Here is a 16,739-nt window from a genome sequence, read left to right as displayed (position 1 = left end):
CGTTTTTGAGCAGATTATTTGAGTATTTTGCCGATGCTGGTTGTTCACAACGAAAAAATTCTCGATTTAATTAAATACCGCTACTCTCTGGGGGATATCCAGAGATTATCCGCGTTTTTGTCGGAAAATGATGTCTTGAGATTTCCCCAGCTGGAAAATGGCTTATTTCCAGCAGCATTAGTCAGCAATGAGACAGAATACACCGGATATGCCAATGTTTGGCTGAGGGATAACGTTTATCTGGCTTATTCTCACTATATTATCGGACAGACAGCGATCGCTGTCAAGAATATTCAGACTTTGATGAACTATTTTCAAAAGTTCCAAAGGCGTTTTATTAATATTATCCAAGGTCGAGTTAATCCTGAAAAGATCAGGGAACGTCCTCATATTCGTTTTGAGGGACGTACACTGACGGAAATTGACCAAGTTTGGCAACACGCACAAAATGATGCCCTTGGCTATTTTCTCTGGTTTTATTGTCGTTTGGCACGGGAAAAATATATTCAGCTTTCCCCCGATTGTCTAGAAACAATTGCCCTATTCCCCTTATATTTTCAAGCAATTAGTTATTGGCAGGATGAGGATAGCGGTCACTGGGAAGAAACCCGCAAAATAGAAGCATCTAGCATCGGGGTTGTGGTAGCGGGATTACGCGAATTAAAAAGGTTATTAATCGAGACAGAGATAAATCTCACGGCCGAAAATCGCAGGATTACACCGGCATTTTTAGCGGACTTAATTGAGATAGGAGAACAAGCTTTATACCGTATTTTACCAGCCGAGTGTCTTCTACCAGTACCGCAGGCGAGAAGTTATGATGCAGCCCTACTTTTTTTGATTTATCCCTTACAAGTGGTGGAGACAAATATCGCCGATCAAATTCTTAATAATGTTATCGTTCACCTTCAGGGAGATTACGGTATTCGTCGCTATTTAGGTGATTCTTTTTGGTGTCGAGACTATCGCTTAATTCCCCCAGAAATCCGCACCACCGTATCGACAGAAAGGGAAAATTGGTTACAGGAACAAGGGAGAGGATTAAACCTAGGCGAAGAAGCACAATGGTGTATTTTTGATCCGATTATTTCTGCCATTTTTGCCATTAAATTCCAGAGTACAGGTCAGGAAAAATACCTCAACCTACAAACCCATTACTTCAATCGTTCTCTCGGACAAATTACGGGAAAAGATTCCCCTGTGGGTGAGTTTAAATGTCCCGAATTATACTATCTAGAACAGGGAAAATATATTCCTAATGATGCCACTCCTCTCCTTTGGACACAGGCTAATTTACAAATCGCATTGGAACTAATTAAGAAAAGTTTAAGCAAATAGTGTAATTCTATTTGGCTGGTTATAATTCAATTAGAAATGGATTTTAGGTTTGATCCCCCCTGCCCCCCTTGATAAGGGGGGTGTCTGATGATTTTTAACGCCTACCTACTTAAGTATCAAATGCAGACACAAGAATTTCTCAGAAGACTTGAAAACAATGAATTGCAGCATACCTTAGACTTTGATGAATGGATGGGAGAACCTTGGATGCTAGAAGCTTTACTGCAAGACAAAGAAGAAATTGAGGAGATAGAATTTGTTGATTAATGAATATTTTCAAGAGATTAGACATCTCATTGAAGCTTGTCCAATAGTTCAATCTTATAACCTCATCACTGATAGTAGAAATCTTTATGTAGGGTTTGCGGCAAAAAGTACGGGCGAAGCATTCGGATAGAAAATCTCTGGTTTCACCTATAGGTTATTGCCCGAATGCTTCGCCCCTACAGGACGCGGGCCGATAATAAAAGTTTATGCTCAGAAAATTAATTAGGGCTGGCTGAAAAAGTAGGGGCGAAGCATTCGGATAGGAAATCTACGGTTTCAGCGATAGGTTATGCCCGAATGCTTCGCCCCGAAGATGCAAGGTTTTCAACCACGATTCTCTCAAAATCTTGCACCTGTTTCGCAAAATAGGCCCCTAAAACCCTTACCTCGTCTATATTTCACATTTATTCAGCAAGCCCTAATTACACTCTTTTAAAAAGTTTCTTAATTTCTACAGTAGCTGTCAGTATCTCCCGTAATTGTAGCGTTTAGAAATGCCTAATCTTAACCAATTAACAAAGCGAGAAAGTATTAGCAACCCTTCTCGCTTTATTATAACTAAACCAACGCCTCCACAGCTTGCGGAACTACTGCCGTCTCGGTCGTGGTCGTGGTATTTTCCCCTAGGTAAATTCCCAAAGAACGGGCTGTTTTCACAATAAAACCATCAGGAGCCACGGGATAGGCACAGCGATTTTCTTGATGACATTGTTTGATAATTTTGATCACTGGTTTCAGTGGCAAACTACGCACTTGTCCCCCGCGCCAAATCACCACGCGATCGAGTTTTCCCTGTTCAATTAATTCTACAGCCTTAATGCCAAAAGCCGTGGCTAACAGTCGATCCATGGCCAAAGGAGGACGACTTCTTTGCAGGTGTCCCAAAGACATGGCCCGCACATCCATGGAATTGAGATAACAGAAGACGGGATCGGTAACGCATAAAGAGCGAGTTTTGTCAACTATCAATTTTTCTAAATAATCGCCAATATACTTCTCTTTTTGGTTATCTTCGTTTCTAACCCCCTCAGAAATGACAATGAGAGCGAATTTACGACCTTGGGCCCGTAATTGTGCCAAATGATCACAACAACCGTCGATAATTTCGGGAGTGAGAGCCGGGGTTAATTCGGGAATAAAAATCGCATCGGCCCCCCCGGCAATCCCCGCATGAAGGGCCAAATGACCGGCATCTCTACCCATAACCTGCACAATCATCACCCTTTCGTGACTAGCGGCGGTAAAGGTGAGATCATACAAAGCTTGAGTGACGATATCCACGGCAGTGGTAAAACCGACGGACCATTCCGTATAGGGAACGTCATTATCGATGGTTTTGGGAACCGCGATAATATTCCAGTTGCCTTTCTGGGCGAGATCGTAGATGATATCGACGCTCCCATCGCCCCCGACGACGATCAGGGCATCTAATCCTAGCATTTCGTATCCTTGCAGGATTTTCGTGGCAATTTCTGGGTTTTCGGGATGTCCTTTGCTCAAAGAACCCAAAACACTACCACTAAGAAACTGCAAAACGTCTAATCCTTTCAATATCCCGGGTAGGTCATAGCCATGCTGAGTCAGGATCAAATCTTGGGGGTGATATTTCCCCTCAGCAATCTGCATAAAACCGTCGGTCCCGTAGGGAATGCCGTACACATCCCAACCCTTGAGTTTTGATGCTTTCACCACGGCACGAATTACCGCATTTAACCCCGGGCAATCGCCACCACTGGTCAGAATGCCGATTTTTTTCTTTTGATTCTCGTTCATGGTTACATCCTCCAGGATTTTTTTGTCAGTTATCAGTTATCAGTGATCAGATGTAAGTTTTCAGTTTTCAGTTAAGTAGCTGGTTATAATTAAATTAAAAATCGATTTTAGGTTCGATCCCCCCTGCCCCCCTTGATAAGGGGGGTGCCGATAGGCGGGGGGATCCCCCTTGATAAGGGGGGTGGCTGATAATTTTTAACGCCTACCTACTTAAGTTTTCAGTTCACTGATTACTGATTACTGATCACTGGACGGCTACGCCGTGCCTTTGGCAACACTGAAAAAAGCTTCCCACTTTTATTTACCGGCGGTTTGAAAACGTTTCCAAACAGGTTCGTAACTTTGCAGAGCTTTCATATACTGTACCCGTTCAAAAGCAGTCGGATCCGGGCAATTCATTTGACTCATACTGCCAATTAACTGCTCGATCGATTCGTACTCATTTTCTTCCAACCAATGCAATAAACCCTGTTCGATCTTGGTAATTTCCTCCAAACCGTGGCGTAATAAAACACTAACTAACATGGTCGCTTTTGCCCCCACCATCATCATTTTGATCACGTCGATGGCGTTATGAATGCCACTGGTAGCGGCAAAATCCGTCGCTACACGACCGTAAAGCATGGCAATCCAGCGCAGGGGTAAACGCATTGCTTGGGGATTACTGAGGATAATATTAGGGTGAACATCTAAGGTTTCTAAGTCGATATCCGGCTGATAGAAACGGTTAAATAATACCAACCCATCGGCCCCCGCTTCCGCTAATTGTTTAGCCATATTGGCCGTATTGCTAAAGTAGGGACTTAACTTCATCGAGACGGGAATTGATACCTCCGATTTGACAATTTTGAGGATATCAACGTAGTTTTGTTCGACGTGATTTCCGGTTAATTCTAGGTCGTTGGGAACATAATAAACATTCAACTCCAAAGCATCAGCGCCCGCTTGTTGAATTTGAATGGCATACTCCAACCATCCCCCAGAGGTCTCACCGTTGAGACTGGCAATAATGGGAATATCGACCATTTCTTTGGCTTTGCGAATATGGTTGAGATATTCGTCGGAACCAACGTGAAAAACCTCCGGTTCGGGAAAATAAGTCAAAGCTTCCGCAAAACTCTCGGCTCCGTGGGTAAAATGATGGTGTAAAGCCAGTCTTTCCTGTTTAATCTGCTCCTCGAAAAAGGAGTGTAAAACCACGGCAGCGGCTCCAAAGTCTTCCATTTTCTTGATATTGTCGATATCCTCGCTCAAGGGTGCGGCCGCACCGATGACTAGCGGCGATCGCAATTGTAAACCCATGTAGGTAGTGTGTAGATTCATAACTATTCGTTGCTCCCTGTACCTTTTGCTGCTAAATACTGATACATTTGCCAGCGCGTATCCACATCTGCTTGTGCTTCTTTGAGCAGACGTTTAGCTTCCTCCGGCTTACTGGTGGCCAACATCTTAAAGCGATTCTCCGAGTAGAGAGTTTGCGCTACGGTAAGTTTAGGCGCACGGCTGTCCAATTGCAGGGGATTTTTGCCTTCTTTAGCTAAATCGGGATGATAACGGTACATTAACCAGCGACCGCTTTCCACCACTTCTTTTTGATGGTTCATGGCGGTGGTCATGTTGATCCCGTGAGCAATACAGTGAGAATAGGCGATAATTAACGATGGCCCGTTATAAGCTTCCGCTTCCAAGAAAGCTTTAATCGTTTGCTCGTTTCTTGCCCCCATAGCCACGCTGGCCACATAGACGTTACCGTAGGTCATGGCCATTAAACCGAGGTCTTTTTTCGGTCCTGGTTTGCCACCAGAAGCAAATTTAGCTACGGCGGCGCGAGGAGTAGCTTTCGAGGCCTGGCCGCCCGTATTCGAGTAAACTTCCGTATCCATGACCAAAATATTCACATTGCGACCACTGGCTAAAACGTGATCCAAGCCACCATAACCGATGTCGTAGGCCCAACCGTCACCCCCGACAATCCAGACGCTTTTCTTGACTAGATAATCGGCCACGGATAACAACATTTTCACCTGCGTGGTCGGGGTTAATTGCCCTAAACGGGATTTTAGGGCCTCTACCCGATGCCGTTGTTCGTAAATTTCCGCTTCATCCACTTGGTGACAATTGAGAATATCTGCCGCTAGACTTTCTCCGATTTCACTAGCAAGGGTTTGTAAAAGTTCGGCGGCAAATTCTGCCTGTTTATCGATGGAAACTCGGAATCCTAAGCCAAATTCGGCATTATCTTCAAAGAGGGAATTCGACCAGGCCGGACCGCGACCTTCGGCGTTAACTGCCCAGGGCGTTGTCGGTAAATTACCTCCGTAGATAGATGAACAACCGGTGGCATTAGCCACTATCATGCGATCGCCAAATAGCTGACTGACTAATTTAACGTAGGGAGTCTCACCACAACCGGCACAAGCGCCGGAAAACTCAAAGAGAGGTTCCTGCATTTGCTGATGGTTAATTTTATTGAGATTTAGGCTTAATCGGTCTGGATTAGGCAAATTAAGGAAGAAATCCCAGTTAACTCGTTCCTGTTCTCGCAGGGGCAATTGGGGAGCCATATTAATCGCTCTTAGACGCGGTTGCGATTTGTTTTTAGCGGGGCAAACATCAACGCAGAGACCGCAACCGGTACAATCTTCGGCGGCCACTTGGATGGTGAATTTTAGCCCTTTCCAGTCGTGATCCTTAGCATTAGCGACTTTAAAGGTTTCCGGGGCCGTGGCTAATTCGGCCTCATCATAGACTTTCGAGCGAATAACGGCGTGGGGACAAACGAGAACGCATTTACCGCACTGAACACAGACATCCGCATCCCAAACGGGGATTTCTTGGGCAATATTGCGTTTTTCCCATTGGCTAGTGGCGGTGGGATAGGTCCCATCGTTGGGAAGGGCGCTAACGGGCAGTTGGTCCCCGTGACGGGCGATAATTTTGCCGAGGACTTCTTGGACGAAAGCGGGTGCGTTGTCGGGAATCGCTGGTCTTAATTCAAAAGCTTCAGGGGTGACAGTAGCGGGAATTAGGACTTGATAGAGGTGTTCTAGGGCAGAATCCACAGCTTTGATGTTCATCTGCACGATTTCTTCTCCTTTCTTGCCGTAGGTCTTGCGGATGGCTTTTTTGATTTGTGCGATCGCATCTTCCCGCGACAAAACCCCCGCTAGGGCAAAGAAACACACCTGCATCACGGTATTAATCCGACTGCCCATCCCCGCTTCTTTGGCCACTTGAGTGGCATTAATCGTATAAACTTGCAGATTTTTATCGATGATAGTTTGCTGGAGATGGCGGGGTAAGTGACTAAATACCTCCTCCGGTGGATAGGGACTATTGAGGAGGAAAATTGAGTTCGGTTTAGCGGTTTCTAGCAGATCAAATTGTTCGACAAATTCCCACTGATGACAGGCGATAAAGTTAGCATCAGTGATTAAATAGGTAGAGCGAATCGGATGGGGGCCAAAGCGTAGGTGAGAAACGGTGACGGAGCCAGATTTTTTGGAATCATAGACGAAATAACCCTGGGCATAATTATCAGTATCTTCACCGATAATTTTAATTGAGTTTTTGTTAGCTCCCACCGTACCATCGGAACCTAAACCGTAGAAAACCGCCCGCACTACTTCGTCCGGTTCAGTGGAGAAACTGCGGTCATATTCCAAACTGGAAAAGGTGAGATCATCAACGATACCGATAGTGAAATGATTTTTCGGTTTGTCGAGACTTAAGTTATCAAATATGCCAGCAACCATGGCTGGAGTAAATTCTTTGGAAGATAAACCGTAGCGTCCTCCCACAATTTTCGGCAGCTGGCCTTCGTACTCTTCCATAAAGGCATTTACCACGTCTAAATATAGCGGATCGCCCCCGGCACCGGGTTCTTTACAGCGATCTAAAACGGCTATTTTTTTCACCGTGGTGGGCAGAGCTGCCAGTAATTTTTCGGCGGCAAAGGGACGATAGAGACGAACTTTTAAAACCCCAACTTTCGCCCCATTTTGATTGAGATAATCCACGGTTTCATGGACGGTTTCCCCTCCCGATCCCATTAACATAATCACTCTTTCGGCATCGGGCGCACCGTGGTATTCATAGAGATGGTATTGCCGTCCTGTTAATTGGGCAAAACGATCCATAATTTTTTGAGTGATATCGGGACAAGCATGATAGAAAGGATTGACGCTTTCCCTTGCCTGGAAATAAACATCGGGATTTTGTGCCGTGCCTCGTAACACCGGTCGATCGGGAGTTAAAGCTCTTTGACGATGGGCAATAATTAGGTCTTCATCAATTAGTTCTTTGAGAGTTTCATCGCTAATTAATTCGACTTTTTGCACCTCATGACTGGTACGAAAACCATCAAAAAAGTGCAGAAAAGGAAGCCGTGTTTCTAGTGTGGTAGCTGTGGCGATAGCGGCCAAATCATGAGCTTCTTGAACGGAATTAGCCGCTAACATAGCCCAACCCGTACTTCTGGCAGACATGACATCACTATGATCCCCAAAAATTGACAATCCTTGGGCTGCTAAAGCACGGGCCGCCACATGGACCACTGAAGAGGTCAATTCCCCAGCAATTTTGTAGAAGTTGGGGAGCATTAATAGTAATCCCTGGGAGGAGGTGAAAGTGGTAGTTAAAGAGCCTGTTTGTAGCGCTCCGTGCAGGGTTCCCGCTGCCCCACCTTCGCTCTGCATTTCGATTACGGAAGGAATGGTTCCCCAGAGATTAGCTCTGCGTTCGGCTGCCCAACTATCGGACCATTCACCCATAGGCGAGGAGGGAGTGATAGGATAAATAGCGATTACTTCACTGAGACGATAGGCAACGCGTGCAACAGCTTCGTTACCGTCTATGGTTGCATAGGTTTTTTTGGTCATGTGTTCCCCTTAGTTTTTACGATATTTGTCGGGATTTTAAGTTTTTTTACGGCTCAATTTCGCACTAAATATCCTCTCGTTTCCCTGACAACCGAAGGATTTTCTTTGAGCGTCGCTTTTGACTCCCTATCTACTATTGGACGCTTACGGCAGACAGGCTTAAGTAGAGCAATTTTTCTGTCTCCACCTCGATCATTATCCAGATTCTGGGCTTTCTAGCAATTCGTTATTTTTTCTTAATACGCTGCTGAGTTTGCCAGCAACCGACACTGGGATTAATTAATATTGAGAATTGATAAGTAAGTAGTTGGACAAAAGTAAAGTTAACTGTGGGTGGGGTAAGGAGTCGGTCGTCGGTCGTCGGTCGTCAGGAAGAATTGCGGTAATTTACATTTCTTAAGATAGACAACAGAATTTATGTCCGACTACTTAAAAATTAATGATACTTTTTTTAAAAAAGTGCTAGGTCAGAAGATAAGCTGTTGACTATCTAAATTACTCATTAAGACTGTCTATGAGCAGGGAGAAGGAATTATGAATTATTAATTAGGGTTTGCGGCAAAAAGTTTTTCGGTGGTGGCAGGGTGTGGGGTGTGGGGTGTGGGGTGTCGGAAGAATAAATAGAAATAATCCCCTGTCTCGGAGTCTCCTGTCTCGGAGTCTCCTGTCTCGGAGTCTCCTAACCAACCACGACAATTTTTGATTTTTGCCAGCGGTCTAATAACCAGTTGATTTAGTCGGCCGATGAAGTTAAGATGTACTAGGTTAAACACAAATGAACTAAAGTACAAATTATCTTAACCCAAGGATAGGAAAATAGATCATGACTAACCTCGAAACCCTTACTCAAGCGCAACAGGAGTTGTACGACTGGCTAATTGAGTATATTCGCACTACTCAACACGCCCCTTCTATTCGGCAAATGATGCGAGCGATGAATTTACGCTCTCCCGCACCGATTCAAAGCCGTTTAGAACGTTTACGCGCCAAAGGCTATATTGATTGGACAGAAGGAAAAGCACGCACCCTGCGGATTCTCAAACAACCAGTGCAAGGTTTACCGGTTCTAGGCGTGATCGCTGCCGGTGGTTTAGTGGAACCCTTCACCGATGTGGAAGAAAAACTCGATCTCTCTAACCTGTTGCAACGCAGTCAAGACTGTTATGCTCTGCGGGTTTCCGGAGACAGCATGATCGAGGATCATATTGCCGATGGCGATCTGGTGATTATGCGTTCTCTCACGGGTAGTGAAGCGGTGTCCAATGGGGAAATCGTCGCCGCTAGAGTCGAAGGCCACGGCACTACTTTAAAACGTTTCTACCAAGAAGGAGAAATCATCACTCTCCAACCCTCCAATCAAAAATATCAACCAATTACAGTCAATACCGAACAAGTACAAGTACAAGGGGTTTTGGTTGGTGTTTGGCGCGGTTATTAGCCAAAACTGGGGCGCACTTAAGCGCCCCGATAATTTTTCCCCTCCTTGGCTCCGGGAAAAGAACCGGGTTGGCAGACTAGGATAATATAAGGGTTTTAGCCTATCCCGAACTCAGGTGTTTTAACTTTTATGCCCAAAAAACAGAAATATCCCCATCTCTTGGGATCAAAATGGACGGCAAAACAAAAAACATGGGGCTGGCGACATTTTCAAGTGGTCAATCGTCAAAATCGCGGTCAATGGGTTTTTGCGGAATTAGTCGCTTCCTGCGATCCGACTGTCCGCTTCTGGATTAATGCTAAACAGTTGCAAGACGCGAATCTCTGGCAATCAGGTTGGCAAACCCTAACGGAAATGAACCAACCTGACAGCGCCGACGAGATTATTGTTAATTAAGTAGGTAGGCGTTAAAAATTATCAGATGCCCCCCTTATTAAGGGGGATCCCCCCGCCTATCGGCACCCCCCTTATCAAGGGGGGCAGGGGGGATCGAACCTAAAATCAATTTTTAATTTAATTATAACCAGCTACTTAAATGCAGTACAGCCTATTACTGTTCCATAAAGGTCCGCACCGTACCATCAGAACCAAGCACCAGACGCAATTGGGGATTACCGGGGACATCGAGGGGAGAAACAAAAGGTTGATTGAGCAGGGGCATATTAGTGCGATCGAGATAGATTTTCGCCGCCTGTCCCAGGGGAATAATCTGTTTTAGGGAACCATCCTGATTTAAGACCAAACGGTACTCTAGAGTATGCTTGAGACTTTCCGGCGGTTGCCAACGGGATTGAAAATATTCTCTGGTTTCTGCCACTTGGGGAATTGTATCTAGTAAATTCGTCTCTGGGGCTTTAGCGGTGCTTGTGGGCGGCTTGGGGTCTAAATTGACATTTTCGGGGTTAATAGGGCTTATAGGCGGTAAATTGGGCAATTTTGGCGGTGCTGGAGTCGGATTCATCGTGGTGGGTGGGACATTTGCCAGTGCGTTTGTACCCTGATCGCCAGTGACGGGGGGGGCAGTAATCGGGATTTTCTGATTATTCGGTTCAATTACGATCGCCGTGCCGCCTGGACGCGAACCTGTGACCGGTGGCGGCGGTAAAGTGGGCGGCGGAATCACTAGGGGGACGCTAGAGGGGCGAACTGGGGCTGGAACGGTTGCCACGGGCGGCGGTGGCGGTAAAGGGGTTTTATTGCCCAAATTTGCCGGTAACTGCGGGTTTGGGGCGACCGTTCCCGTGGGGGGTAAAGGCAGCGTTGGCAAGGGTTGGGGAATCTTGGCGCTATTAGGATCGCTGGTTAAATCATTGTTGACTGCTTGTTGCTGTTGATAAAATGCGATCGCTATTCCCCCGATAGTTATTAGGGCTGAGGCGATTAATCCCGTCCAGATCAGGGCATTTTTTCGAGTTTTCTGGCGAATTAATGGGGGTATTAGGGGGCTTTCATGGTTATATTCCCCTAAAGCATTGGCTAGATCGAATAATTGCGATGTGGTTAATTCGATCTCCTGTTTATCCCTATCGGTTAGCAGGGAACCTAAAAATAATTGATGCTGGAGAAGTCCCTGACAACGGAGAGAAGGCAAGGAGGGGAGATGACTTTCGGGAGAACCACTAGCCACGAAAGAGAGGGTAGAAACAGGACTAGAGAGTAAATTCTGCACATAATTAGCGACAATTTCCCCTAGTAGTTGTAATTGTGTGCGATCGCCTTTGATCGTCACCTGTTTTTCCTCACTCAATCTAGGATCATCAAAGCGCAATTGAAAGTGGGCATCGTTTAAGACATTTTTACCTAGCCAAACCGCTAGGGGCGAACTATTTCCCCAAATTTCTAGGGTACAGGTGGGGGGTGTATATTTGCGAATTAGATTACTCATTTTTGGTTATCGGCGGGAATTATAAATTAAGTAGTCGTGCAAAATTAATTTCCTAGTGAAGATAGGCAAGAGGCAAGAGGCAAGAGGCAAGAGGCAAGAGGTGGTTAGATATGTGTAATTAATTTTGCTTAGGTACTTATAAATTATGAATTATGAATTATGAATTATGAATTATGAACTGGGAAGCTTTTTTTCAGTGTTGCCAAAGGCACGGCGTAGCCGTCCAGTAAACAGTAAACAGTAATCAGTGAACTGAAAACTTACATCTGATAACTGATAACTGATAACTGATAACTGATAGCCTTTTTACTTTTTACTTGCCAAAAGGGTGTGCCAAAGAAGGAGATGACTGCGGGGGCTGCTGTAGAACAATAAATCGATTAATAATTTCCAAGCTAGGGAAGCAAGGCTAGAATCACTGAGATTATTTTCCGATATTTCTGGGTATTTTAAGCGAAAATTATCGATATAATTGCCCAAAAGCGTGGTTTTGACTGGTTCTTGTCCTTGAGTTCCCACTTGTTCCAAGAGAATTACAGCGCGACGGATTAACTCTTGCTTTTTTTGGGCTAGATGACAGAGGAGGAGAACTAGAGAACGGATGTCCGCTAGGGAGAGGTTTGACTGGGGTTGCCAGTGGTGGGCAACTAGGCGATCGCTTGTATCTGCATCTAAGGCTAATTCCTGGGCTGCTTGGGTGATAGAATCGGAGTCTAAATTAGATAGAGAGACTAAAGCTACCAAAATCAGGTTTAAATAGCTATTAATACTCTTTAACTGCTCGTTACTGGGTGAGATAGCTAGGGGTAAATCCTCACCCGTGGAGGACTCGGCAGACTGAGGCATAGTCAAGGACATAGATAAAAGGAATTGCCAGCAGAAAAACTTGGGTTTAGGAGAAAAAATCACTGGTTCTAAAGTGTCATAATAATTTAGATTGTTCTTTTCTTGCACGTCCGCTCACCGATTGCCTCCCACCCAATGAGTTTAGAATCCGCTACCGATGAAGTCATTAAGCAAAATTTAGAACAATTTCTAATTGTTTTGTCCGTTTCCCTGAGTGTGGCCACGGTTTCGAGGATTTTTAGCTGGTTTCGCCAAATTCCTTACACCCTATTGTTAGTGATAGTCGGTTTAGGTTTAGCTTTCATCGATATCCGTCTGGTGAACCTATCCCCCGAACTGATTCTAGAAATTTTTCTGCCCCCTTTGCTATTTGAAGCCGCTTGGAATACACGCTGGCGAGATCTGAAGGATAATTGGATTCCCGTCAGTCTTTTCGCTATTGTCGGCGTAATTATCTCGATTTTCGGGGTTGGTTTTACCCTAGATGAATTGACCAATTTACCCCTATTTACGGCATTATTAGTGGGTGCGAGCCTTTCTTCTACGGATCCCGTCGCTGTTGTCGCTCTTTTTCGCGAATTAGGGGCCAGTAAAAACCTCACCGTGCTTTTGGAAGGGGAAAGCTTATTTAATGATGGGGTTGCTGTCGTCGCTTTCGCTCTTTTGGTGGAAATTCCCCTCGGTGCTAGTGGTCTATCCTTAGAGACAACCATTAGCCGGATTGCGGCTTTTATCGGTATCGGGGTGGCAGTGGGTTGTTTAGTGGGTTTTGGTATTTCCTATCTGACTCAACGTCTGGATTTACCCCTAGTGGAACAGTCTTTAACTCTTGTGTCCGCCTACGGTGCTTATTTACTAACCGAGGAGTTCGGGGGTTCGGGGGTAATCGGAGTGGTGACTACGGGGATTATTTTGGGTAATTTTGGCTCTAGAATTAGTATGAGTCCCCGTACCCGCCTATTAGTCACGCAATTCTGGGAGTTTCTCGCTTTTTTTGTCAATTCGATCGTTTTTCTTCTCATCGGCGATCAGATTCGTCTCTCCAGTTTAGCCGATAATCTCAATTTAATTTTTATCACGATCGCCGCCGTGGTAGCGGCCCGTTTTCTGGCTACCTTTGCTTTGGCAACTGTTAGTAATGCCTTGATGGAAACTAAAATTAATTGGCGAGAAAAAACGGTTTTATGGTGGGGAGGTTTGCGCGGTTCCGTTTCTATTGCCCTAGCTTTAAGTGTGCCGGTTATTTTTCCCAATCGTCAGGATATCATCGATATCGTCTTCGGAGTTGTTCTCTTTACCCTTTTGGTTCAGGGATTAACTATTCAAACTTTCCTATCGAGATTAGACTTGATCGGTGATCAACCAATTCGAGAAAACTATGCGGAACTTTTAGCCCGACGGGTAGCTTTAAAAAGGGTTTTAGACTATCTTTCTAAGTTAGATAAATCTCCCGATGTTGCCCCAGAATTTTTTAGTTATGAGCAGCATCTCGTCAAAGAAAAGTTAAAGACTGTAGAAGCGGAAATACAATCTCTCAACGATAGTTATCCCCAATTACAGCTATTGACAATGGAACAACTTCGGGAAACCCTCCTAGATATCGAAGCTGATACCTACGCTGAATTTATTCGATCCGGCCGTTTAACTAGCAATTTATCCCCCGTCCTCCAAGAAATTCTCGCTGAAAGTAAAATTAGTGAACAGTAGGACTATTTTGGGGTATATACAATCAATCTCAATTCTCCTAACGACCAACGACTGGGTTTTATGACAAAAACCCCTCCAATTAATGAAGGGGTTTTTGTGGGGTTTTATGGGGGATTTTAGGAGACTTTTGTAGTTTCTTTTTCAGTGGATTGGGAGGGTTTTAGTTTGCGCTTGATGGTTGAAGCTGCGCCTAGTGTGCCGATGGCTAGGAGACTGAGGGTTGAGGTTGGTTCGGGAACAGGTAAAGTATAACGAATATTAACTGTAGTAGGCTGAATTAAACTACCACTAATACGCAACTGACTAAGTAGCCTTATAAGGTCTCCTAATGTACCTGAACCAAAGCCAAATTTAGTTGATACGTTAAGTGTTCCCGTATATGGAATAAATCCTATACCTACAGCTTTATTAGCCGTATTCGTCCAAGAAAAATCACCTGATCCAGTTCCTTGTATTTGTTGCGGAAAAGCAGGTAATAAATCAATAGACGCATCACTCTTTGTATAAGTCTCGATAATCGCGCCCTGCAAAGTTCCACCTAATGTAGTATTTGCATAAATTCCATCTAGAATTCCAGTTATATTGAGTGTTACATTCTGGGGTAAAGGATCTAATTGTTGACAAAAGTTTATAGGTGGATTGAATATTTTATCAATATTAAATCCACCATTTAATACTCCGTTACCGCTAGTTGTATTTCCTATTGGACCATTATTCTCTTGAAAAACAGAAATATTATTTTTACCAGGTCCAGTAGTTTGACTAAGTGTCCATGTATAAGGAACTGTAACTACTTGTGTCTTATCACATGGTGCCGCCGAGGCAGGATTTACTCCCAATCCTATCGCTGTAGTTATTACAGCAGTCCCAAGAGTTACAGCTAAAGTTCTATTTTTCATTGTTCTAATCCTTGAGTGGTTAGTACGATCGCCCCCCTCGCAGCTAGGTCAAGCAACACTCCAACCCAACACCAAAAGGAGATGACAAAAGGATACACATTACCCCCCCCGCACTGTATCTTAAGCTACAATTTAATAAATCTTTACATTCTTCTCCCTAGCTTAGGGATTCATAGGGGAAAGAGTCTCAGGTATTTTCCCCTGTTTTACTGCTTCTCAGGCGACCTATCGCCTTCCGTGAGGGATTGTGGCGCGGTGTGTCAGATTCGGTCATAGGGTTCAAAATTTCGCTAACATTGTTAAGTAGCTGGTTATAATTAAATTAAAAATGGATTTTAGGTTCGATCCCCCCTGCCCCCCTTGATAAGGGGGGTGCCGATAGGCGGGGGGATCTGATGATTTTTAACGCCTACCTACTTAGGTGATTATTTATTATGAGTATGTCGAGAGAGGAACAATTAAAGCTCCTTGGTCAGATGAAAGATTCTGATATAGATTATTCAGATATAGCTGCTACTGATGCCGAATTTTGGCAAGAAGCTACTGTAGAAGCTGCCCGTTGGATGGTATCGAGGGAAACGCCCATCGCCAGTAGGGGCAATTCATGAATTGCCCCTACTCCGTACCTCCCAACTGGGTTTTAAGTTTTATGATGCCTTACATCTGGCTTTTGCTGAAGCGGGGGGCGCTGATATTTTCCTGACCACCGATGACAGGCTGCTGCGAAAAGCTCAACAATATAGAGATTTAATTAACGGGTTCTTCGGTTTGTCTTATGCAATGGACGGGGTTATAAGGAATGAAACCCTTATAGAGACAGGTGTTGCTGCGATTTTTGTCAACTGTTTTCGATCTAGAGCGAACTAATCAATTAAATCTCTTGCCAGATAAAGATTTAGTCGATTTATGCTTAACCCTTGTTGTAAAGGAACACAGCTTACTTCATTGAGAAAGTTTAATTCTTCTTGCTTTTTCCAATCAGTCAACATTGAAGAAGTTTCAGTATATCCTACTCTTTCTTGTCTTTCGTACCATGCTTGTGTTCTGAGATGGAGTGCCTTATTGTAAACCAATCTTACACAGCCCAAAGTGCGCCGCAATAGCGACTCTTGTTCGGGTGTGGGGTAAAATCGGTAAGAATAGGCTTTTTCCATGTCTCACATTTTAGCATATATCGTGTAAACGATGCTCATATTTAACAGCAAAGCCAACCTAGAACGACGGGGTTTCAGACCCAAATTTCCGATGACTAGAACTCAACCCCTATCCCCTAGCCAAACTGCCCGAAAAGATGAGATAATCTTCCCCAATGGCGAATTTTGGAGTGATGAACCAACCTGGGAAAGTAATTTACACCTAACTCAGATTATTTTGTTGATAAAATGCCTAGAATGGTTATGGCAAGATAGAGAAGATTACTTTGCAACCTGGAATTTAACCATCTACTACAGCCCAAATCAGAAAAAATCAGAATACTTTAGAGGACTTGACTTTTTTGTAGTATTAGGAACCACTAGAAACCAAAACCGGAAAAGTTGGGCAGTATGGCAAAAAGAGGGAAAATATCGGCTCTCTTAGGTTTGGTGGGCAAAATGTATTCTAAGATACATTCTTCCTAGCGAGCGAGTGGAAGGAACCACAAAGACACAAAGGACACAAAGATTGATCGATCCTATATAAGTTAAACTTATCACACAGAACCTAGA

The 16,739-nt window shown here is 44.4% G+C and carries 13 protein-coding genes and 2 pseudogenes; 7 read left to right on the top strand and 8 right to left on the bottom strand.

The genetic code is table 11. The annotated features are described in order from the left end of the window. Window positions 1–33: 33 nt before the first annotated feature. Window positions 34–1,338 carry a glycoside hydrolase family 15 protein gene (locus tag ACE1AQ_RS10195; RefSeq protein ID WP_110545112.1) on the top strand — a complete coding sequence of 435 codons (1,305 nt, stop codon included), beginning with the start codon at window positions 34–36 and terminating at the stop codon, window positions 1,336–1,338. 87 nt (window positions 1,339–1,425) lie between these two features. After that, window positions 1,426–1,605, top strand: a complete 180-nt coding sequence (locus ACE1AQ_RS10190) for a hypothetical protein (protein ID WP_110543950.1) — start codon at window positions 1,426–1,428, stop codon at window positions 1,603–1,605. 558 nt (window positions 1,606–2,163) lie between these two features. Here ACE1AQ_RS10190 and ACE1AQ_RS10185 read toward each other — a convergent pair. The 4 genes from ACE1AQ_RS10185 to ACE1AQ_RS10170 form a co-directional block, all read right to left on the bottom strand. Next, the gene (locus ACE1AQ_RS10185) at window positions 2,164–3,378 is read right to left on the bottom strand and encodes an ATP-dependent 6-phosphofructokinase (protein WP_008205188.1); all 1,215 of its coding nucleotides are present in this window, start codon (window positions 3,376–3,378) and stop codon (window positions 2,164–2,166) included. A 297-nt stretch (window positions 3,379–3,675) separates the two neighbouring features. Next, on the bottom strand, window positions 3,676–4,701 hold the full coding sequence (locus ACE1AQ_RS10180) for a dihydroorotate dehydrogenase-like protein (protein ID WP_008200133.1): 1,026 nt from the start codon (window positions 4,699–4,701) through the stop codon (window positions 3,676–3,678). A gap of 2 nt (window positions 4,702–4,703) precedes the next feature. Continuing rightward, window positions 4,704–8,258 carry a pyruvate:ferredoxin (flavodoxin) oxidoreductase gene (gene nifJ, locus ACE1AQ_RS10175; protein WP_110543952.1) on the bottom strand — a complete coding sequence of 1,185 codons (3,555 nt, stop codon included), beginning with the start codon at window positions 8,256–8,258 and terminating at the stop codon, window positions 4,704–4,706. Window positions 8,259–8,800: 542 nt separating this feature from the next. After that, window positions 8,801–9,031: a hypothetical protein gene (locus ACE1AQ_RS10170; protein ID WP_081504660.1), complete on the bottom strand. Its 231-nt coding sequence runs from the start codon at window positions 9,029–9,031 to the stop codon at window positions 8,801–8,803. A 50-nt stretch (window positions 9,032–9,081) separates the two neighbouring features. Here ACE1AQ_RS10170 and lexA point away from each other — a divergent pair, with 50 nt between their 5' ends. Both lexA and ACE1AQ_RS10160 read left to right on the top strand, forming a co-directional pair. Beyond that, window positions 9,082–9,696, top strand: a complete 615-nt coding sequence (gene lexA, locus ACE1AQ_RS10165; RefSeq protein WP_008200125.1) for a transcriptional repressor LexA — start codon at window positions 9,082–9,084, stop codon at window positions 9,694–9,696. A 129-nt stretch (window positions 9,697–9,825) separates the two neighbouring features. Next, on the top strand, window positions 9,826–10,092 hold the full coding sequence (locus ACE1AQ_RS10160) for a TIGR02450 family Trp-rich protein (RefSeq protein WP_002737176.1): 267 nt from the start codon (window positions 9,826–9,828) through the stop codon (window positions 10,090–10,092). Between the two features lie 154 nt (window positions 10,093–10,246). On the opposite strand, the gene ACE1AQ_RS10155 is transcribed toward ACE1AQ_RS10160, so the two are convergent. Next, on the bottom strand, window positions 10,247–11,581 hold the full coding sequence (locus tag ACE1AQ_RS10155) for a DUF4335 domain-containing protein (protein WP_110543954.1): 1,335 nt from the start codon (window positions 11,579–11,581) through the stop codon (window positions 10,247–10,249). Window positions 11,582–11,887: 306 nt separating this feature from the next. Further along, window positions 11,888–12,427, bottom strand: a complete 540-nt coding sequence (locus ACE1AQ_RS10150) for a DUF3038 domain-containing protein (RefSeq protein ID WP_110544005.1) — start codon at window positions 12,425–12,427, stop codon at window positions 11,888–11,890. 135 nt (window positions 12,428–12,562) lie between these two features. Here ACE1AQ_RS10150 and ACE1AQ_RS10145 point away from each other — a divergent pair, with 135 nt between their 5' ends. Continuing rightward, complete coding sequence (locus ACE1AQ_RS10145) at window positions 12,563–14,134, top strand: Na+/H+ antiporter (protein ID WP_002758276.1); 1,572 nt, start codon at window positions 12,563–12,565, stop codon at window positions 14,132–14,134. A gap of 116 nt (window positions 14,135–14,250) precedes the next feature. On the opposite strand, the gene ACE1AQ_RS10140 is transcribed toward ACE1AQ_RS10145, so the two are convergent. Then, a complete protein-coding gene (locus ACE1AQ_RS10140; protein ID WP_253257684.1) occupies window positions 14,251–15,033 on the bottom strand; it encodes a PEP-CTERM sorting domain-containing protein in 783 nt (260 codons plus the stop codon). A 434-nt stretch (window positions 15,034–15,467) separates the two neighbouring features. On the opposite strand from ACE1AQ_RS10140, the gene ACE1AQ_RS10135 reads away from it, so the two are divergent. After that, window positions 15,468–15,641 (top strand): hypothetical protein, encoded by a 174-nt coding sequence (locus ACE1AQ_RS10135; protein ID WP_172456625.1) that lies wholly within the window; start codon window positions 15,468–15,470, stop codon window positions 15,639–15,641. A gap of 303 nt (window positions 15,642–15,944) precedes the next feature. Here the strand turns inward: ACE1AQ_RS10135 and ACE1AQ_RS10130 are convergent. Further along, window positions 15,945–16,187, bottom strand: a pseudogene (locus tag ACE1AQ_RS10130) (helix-turn-helix domain-containing protein); the annotation flags it as partial. Window positions 16,188–16,278: 91 nt separating this feature from the next. Here ACE1AQ_RS10130 and ACE1AQ_RS10125 point away from each other — a divergent pair. Beyond that, a pseudogene (locus tag ACE1AQ_RS10125) lies at window positions 16,279–16,599 on the top strand (Uma2 family endonuclease); the annotation flags it as partial. Window positions 16,600–16,739 lie beyond the last annotated feature (140 nt).

Source organism: Microcystis sp. BLCC-F209 (assembly GCF_041928595.1).
Classification (GTDB): domain Bacteria; phylum Cyanobacteriota; class Cyanobacteriia; order Cyanobacteriales; family Microcystaceae; genus Microcystis.
Note: the sequence above shows the minus strand (reverse complement) of the source record. Positions and strands in the feature narration are given on the sequence as shown.

What these genes read in the sequence shown, in the direction of transcription:
- ACE1AQ_RS10195 (WP_110545112.1), top strand. Translation starts at nt 34, where the DNA reads ATGCTGGTTGTTCACAACGAAAAAATTCTCGATTTAATTAAATACCGC.
- ACE1AQ_RS10190 (WP_110543950.1), top strand. Translation starts at nt 1,426, where the DNA reads ATGATTTTTAACGCCTACCTACTTAAGTATCAAATGCAGACACAAGAA.
- ACE1AQ_RS10185 (WP_008205188.1), bottom strand. Translation starts at nt 3,378, where the DNA reads ATGAACGAGAATCAAAAGAAAAAAATCGGCATTCTGACCAGTGGTGGC.
- ACE1AQ_RS10180 (WP_008200133.1), bottom strand. Translation starts at nt 4,701, where the DNA reads ATGAATCTACACACTACCTACATGGGTTTACAATTGCGATCGCCGCTA.
- nifJ (WP_110543952.1), bottom strand. Translation starts at nt 8,258, where the DNA reads ATGACCAAAAAAACCTATGCAACCATAGACGGTAACGAAGCTGTTGCA.
- lexA (WP_008200125.1), top strand. Translation starts at nt 9,082, where the DNA reads ATGACTAACCTCGAAACCCTTACTCAAGCGCAACAGGAGTTGTACGAC.
- ACE1AQ_RS10160 (WP_002737176.1), top strand. Translation starts at nt 9,826, where the DNA reads ATGCCCAAAAAACAGAAATATCCCCATCTCTTGGGATCAAAATGGACG.
- ACE1AQ_RS10155 (WP_110543954.1), bottom strand. Translation starts at nt 11,581, where the DNA reads ATGAGTAATCTAATTCGCAAATATACACCCCCCACCTGTACCCTAGAA.
- ACE1AQ_RS10150 (WP_110544005.1), bottom strand. Translation starts at nt 12,427, where the DNA reads ATGCCTCAGTCTGCCGAGTCCTCCACGGGTGAGGATTTACCCCTAGCT.
- ACE1AQ_RS10145 (WP_002758276.1), top strand. Translation starts at nt 12,563, where the DNA reads ATGAGTTTAGAATCCGCTACCGATGAAGTCATTAAGCAAAATTTAGAA.
- ACE1AQ_RS10140 (WP_253257684.1), bottom strand. Translation starts at nt 15,033, where the DNA reads ATGAAAAATAGAACTTTAGCTGTAACTCTTGGGACTGCTGTAATAACT.
- ACE1AQ_RS10135 (WP_172456625.1), top strand. Translation starts at nt 15,468, where the DNA reads ATGAGTATGTCGAGAGAGGAACAATTAAAGCTCCTTGGTCAGATGAAA.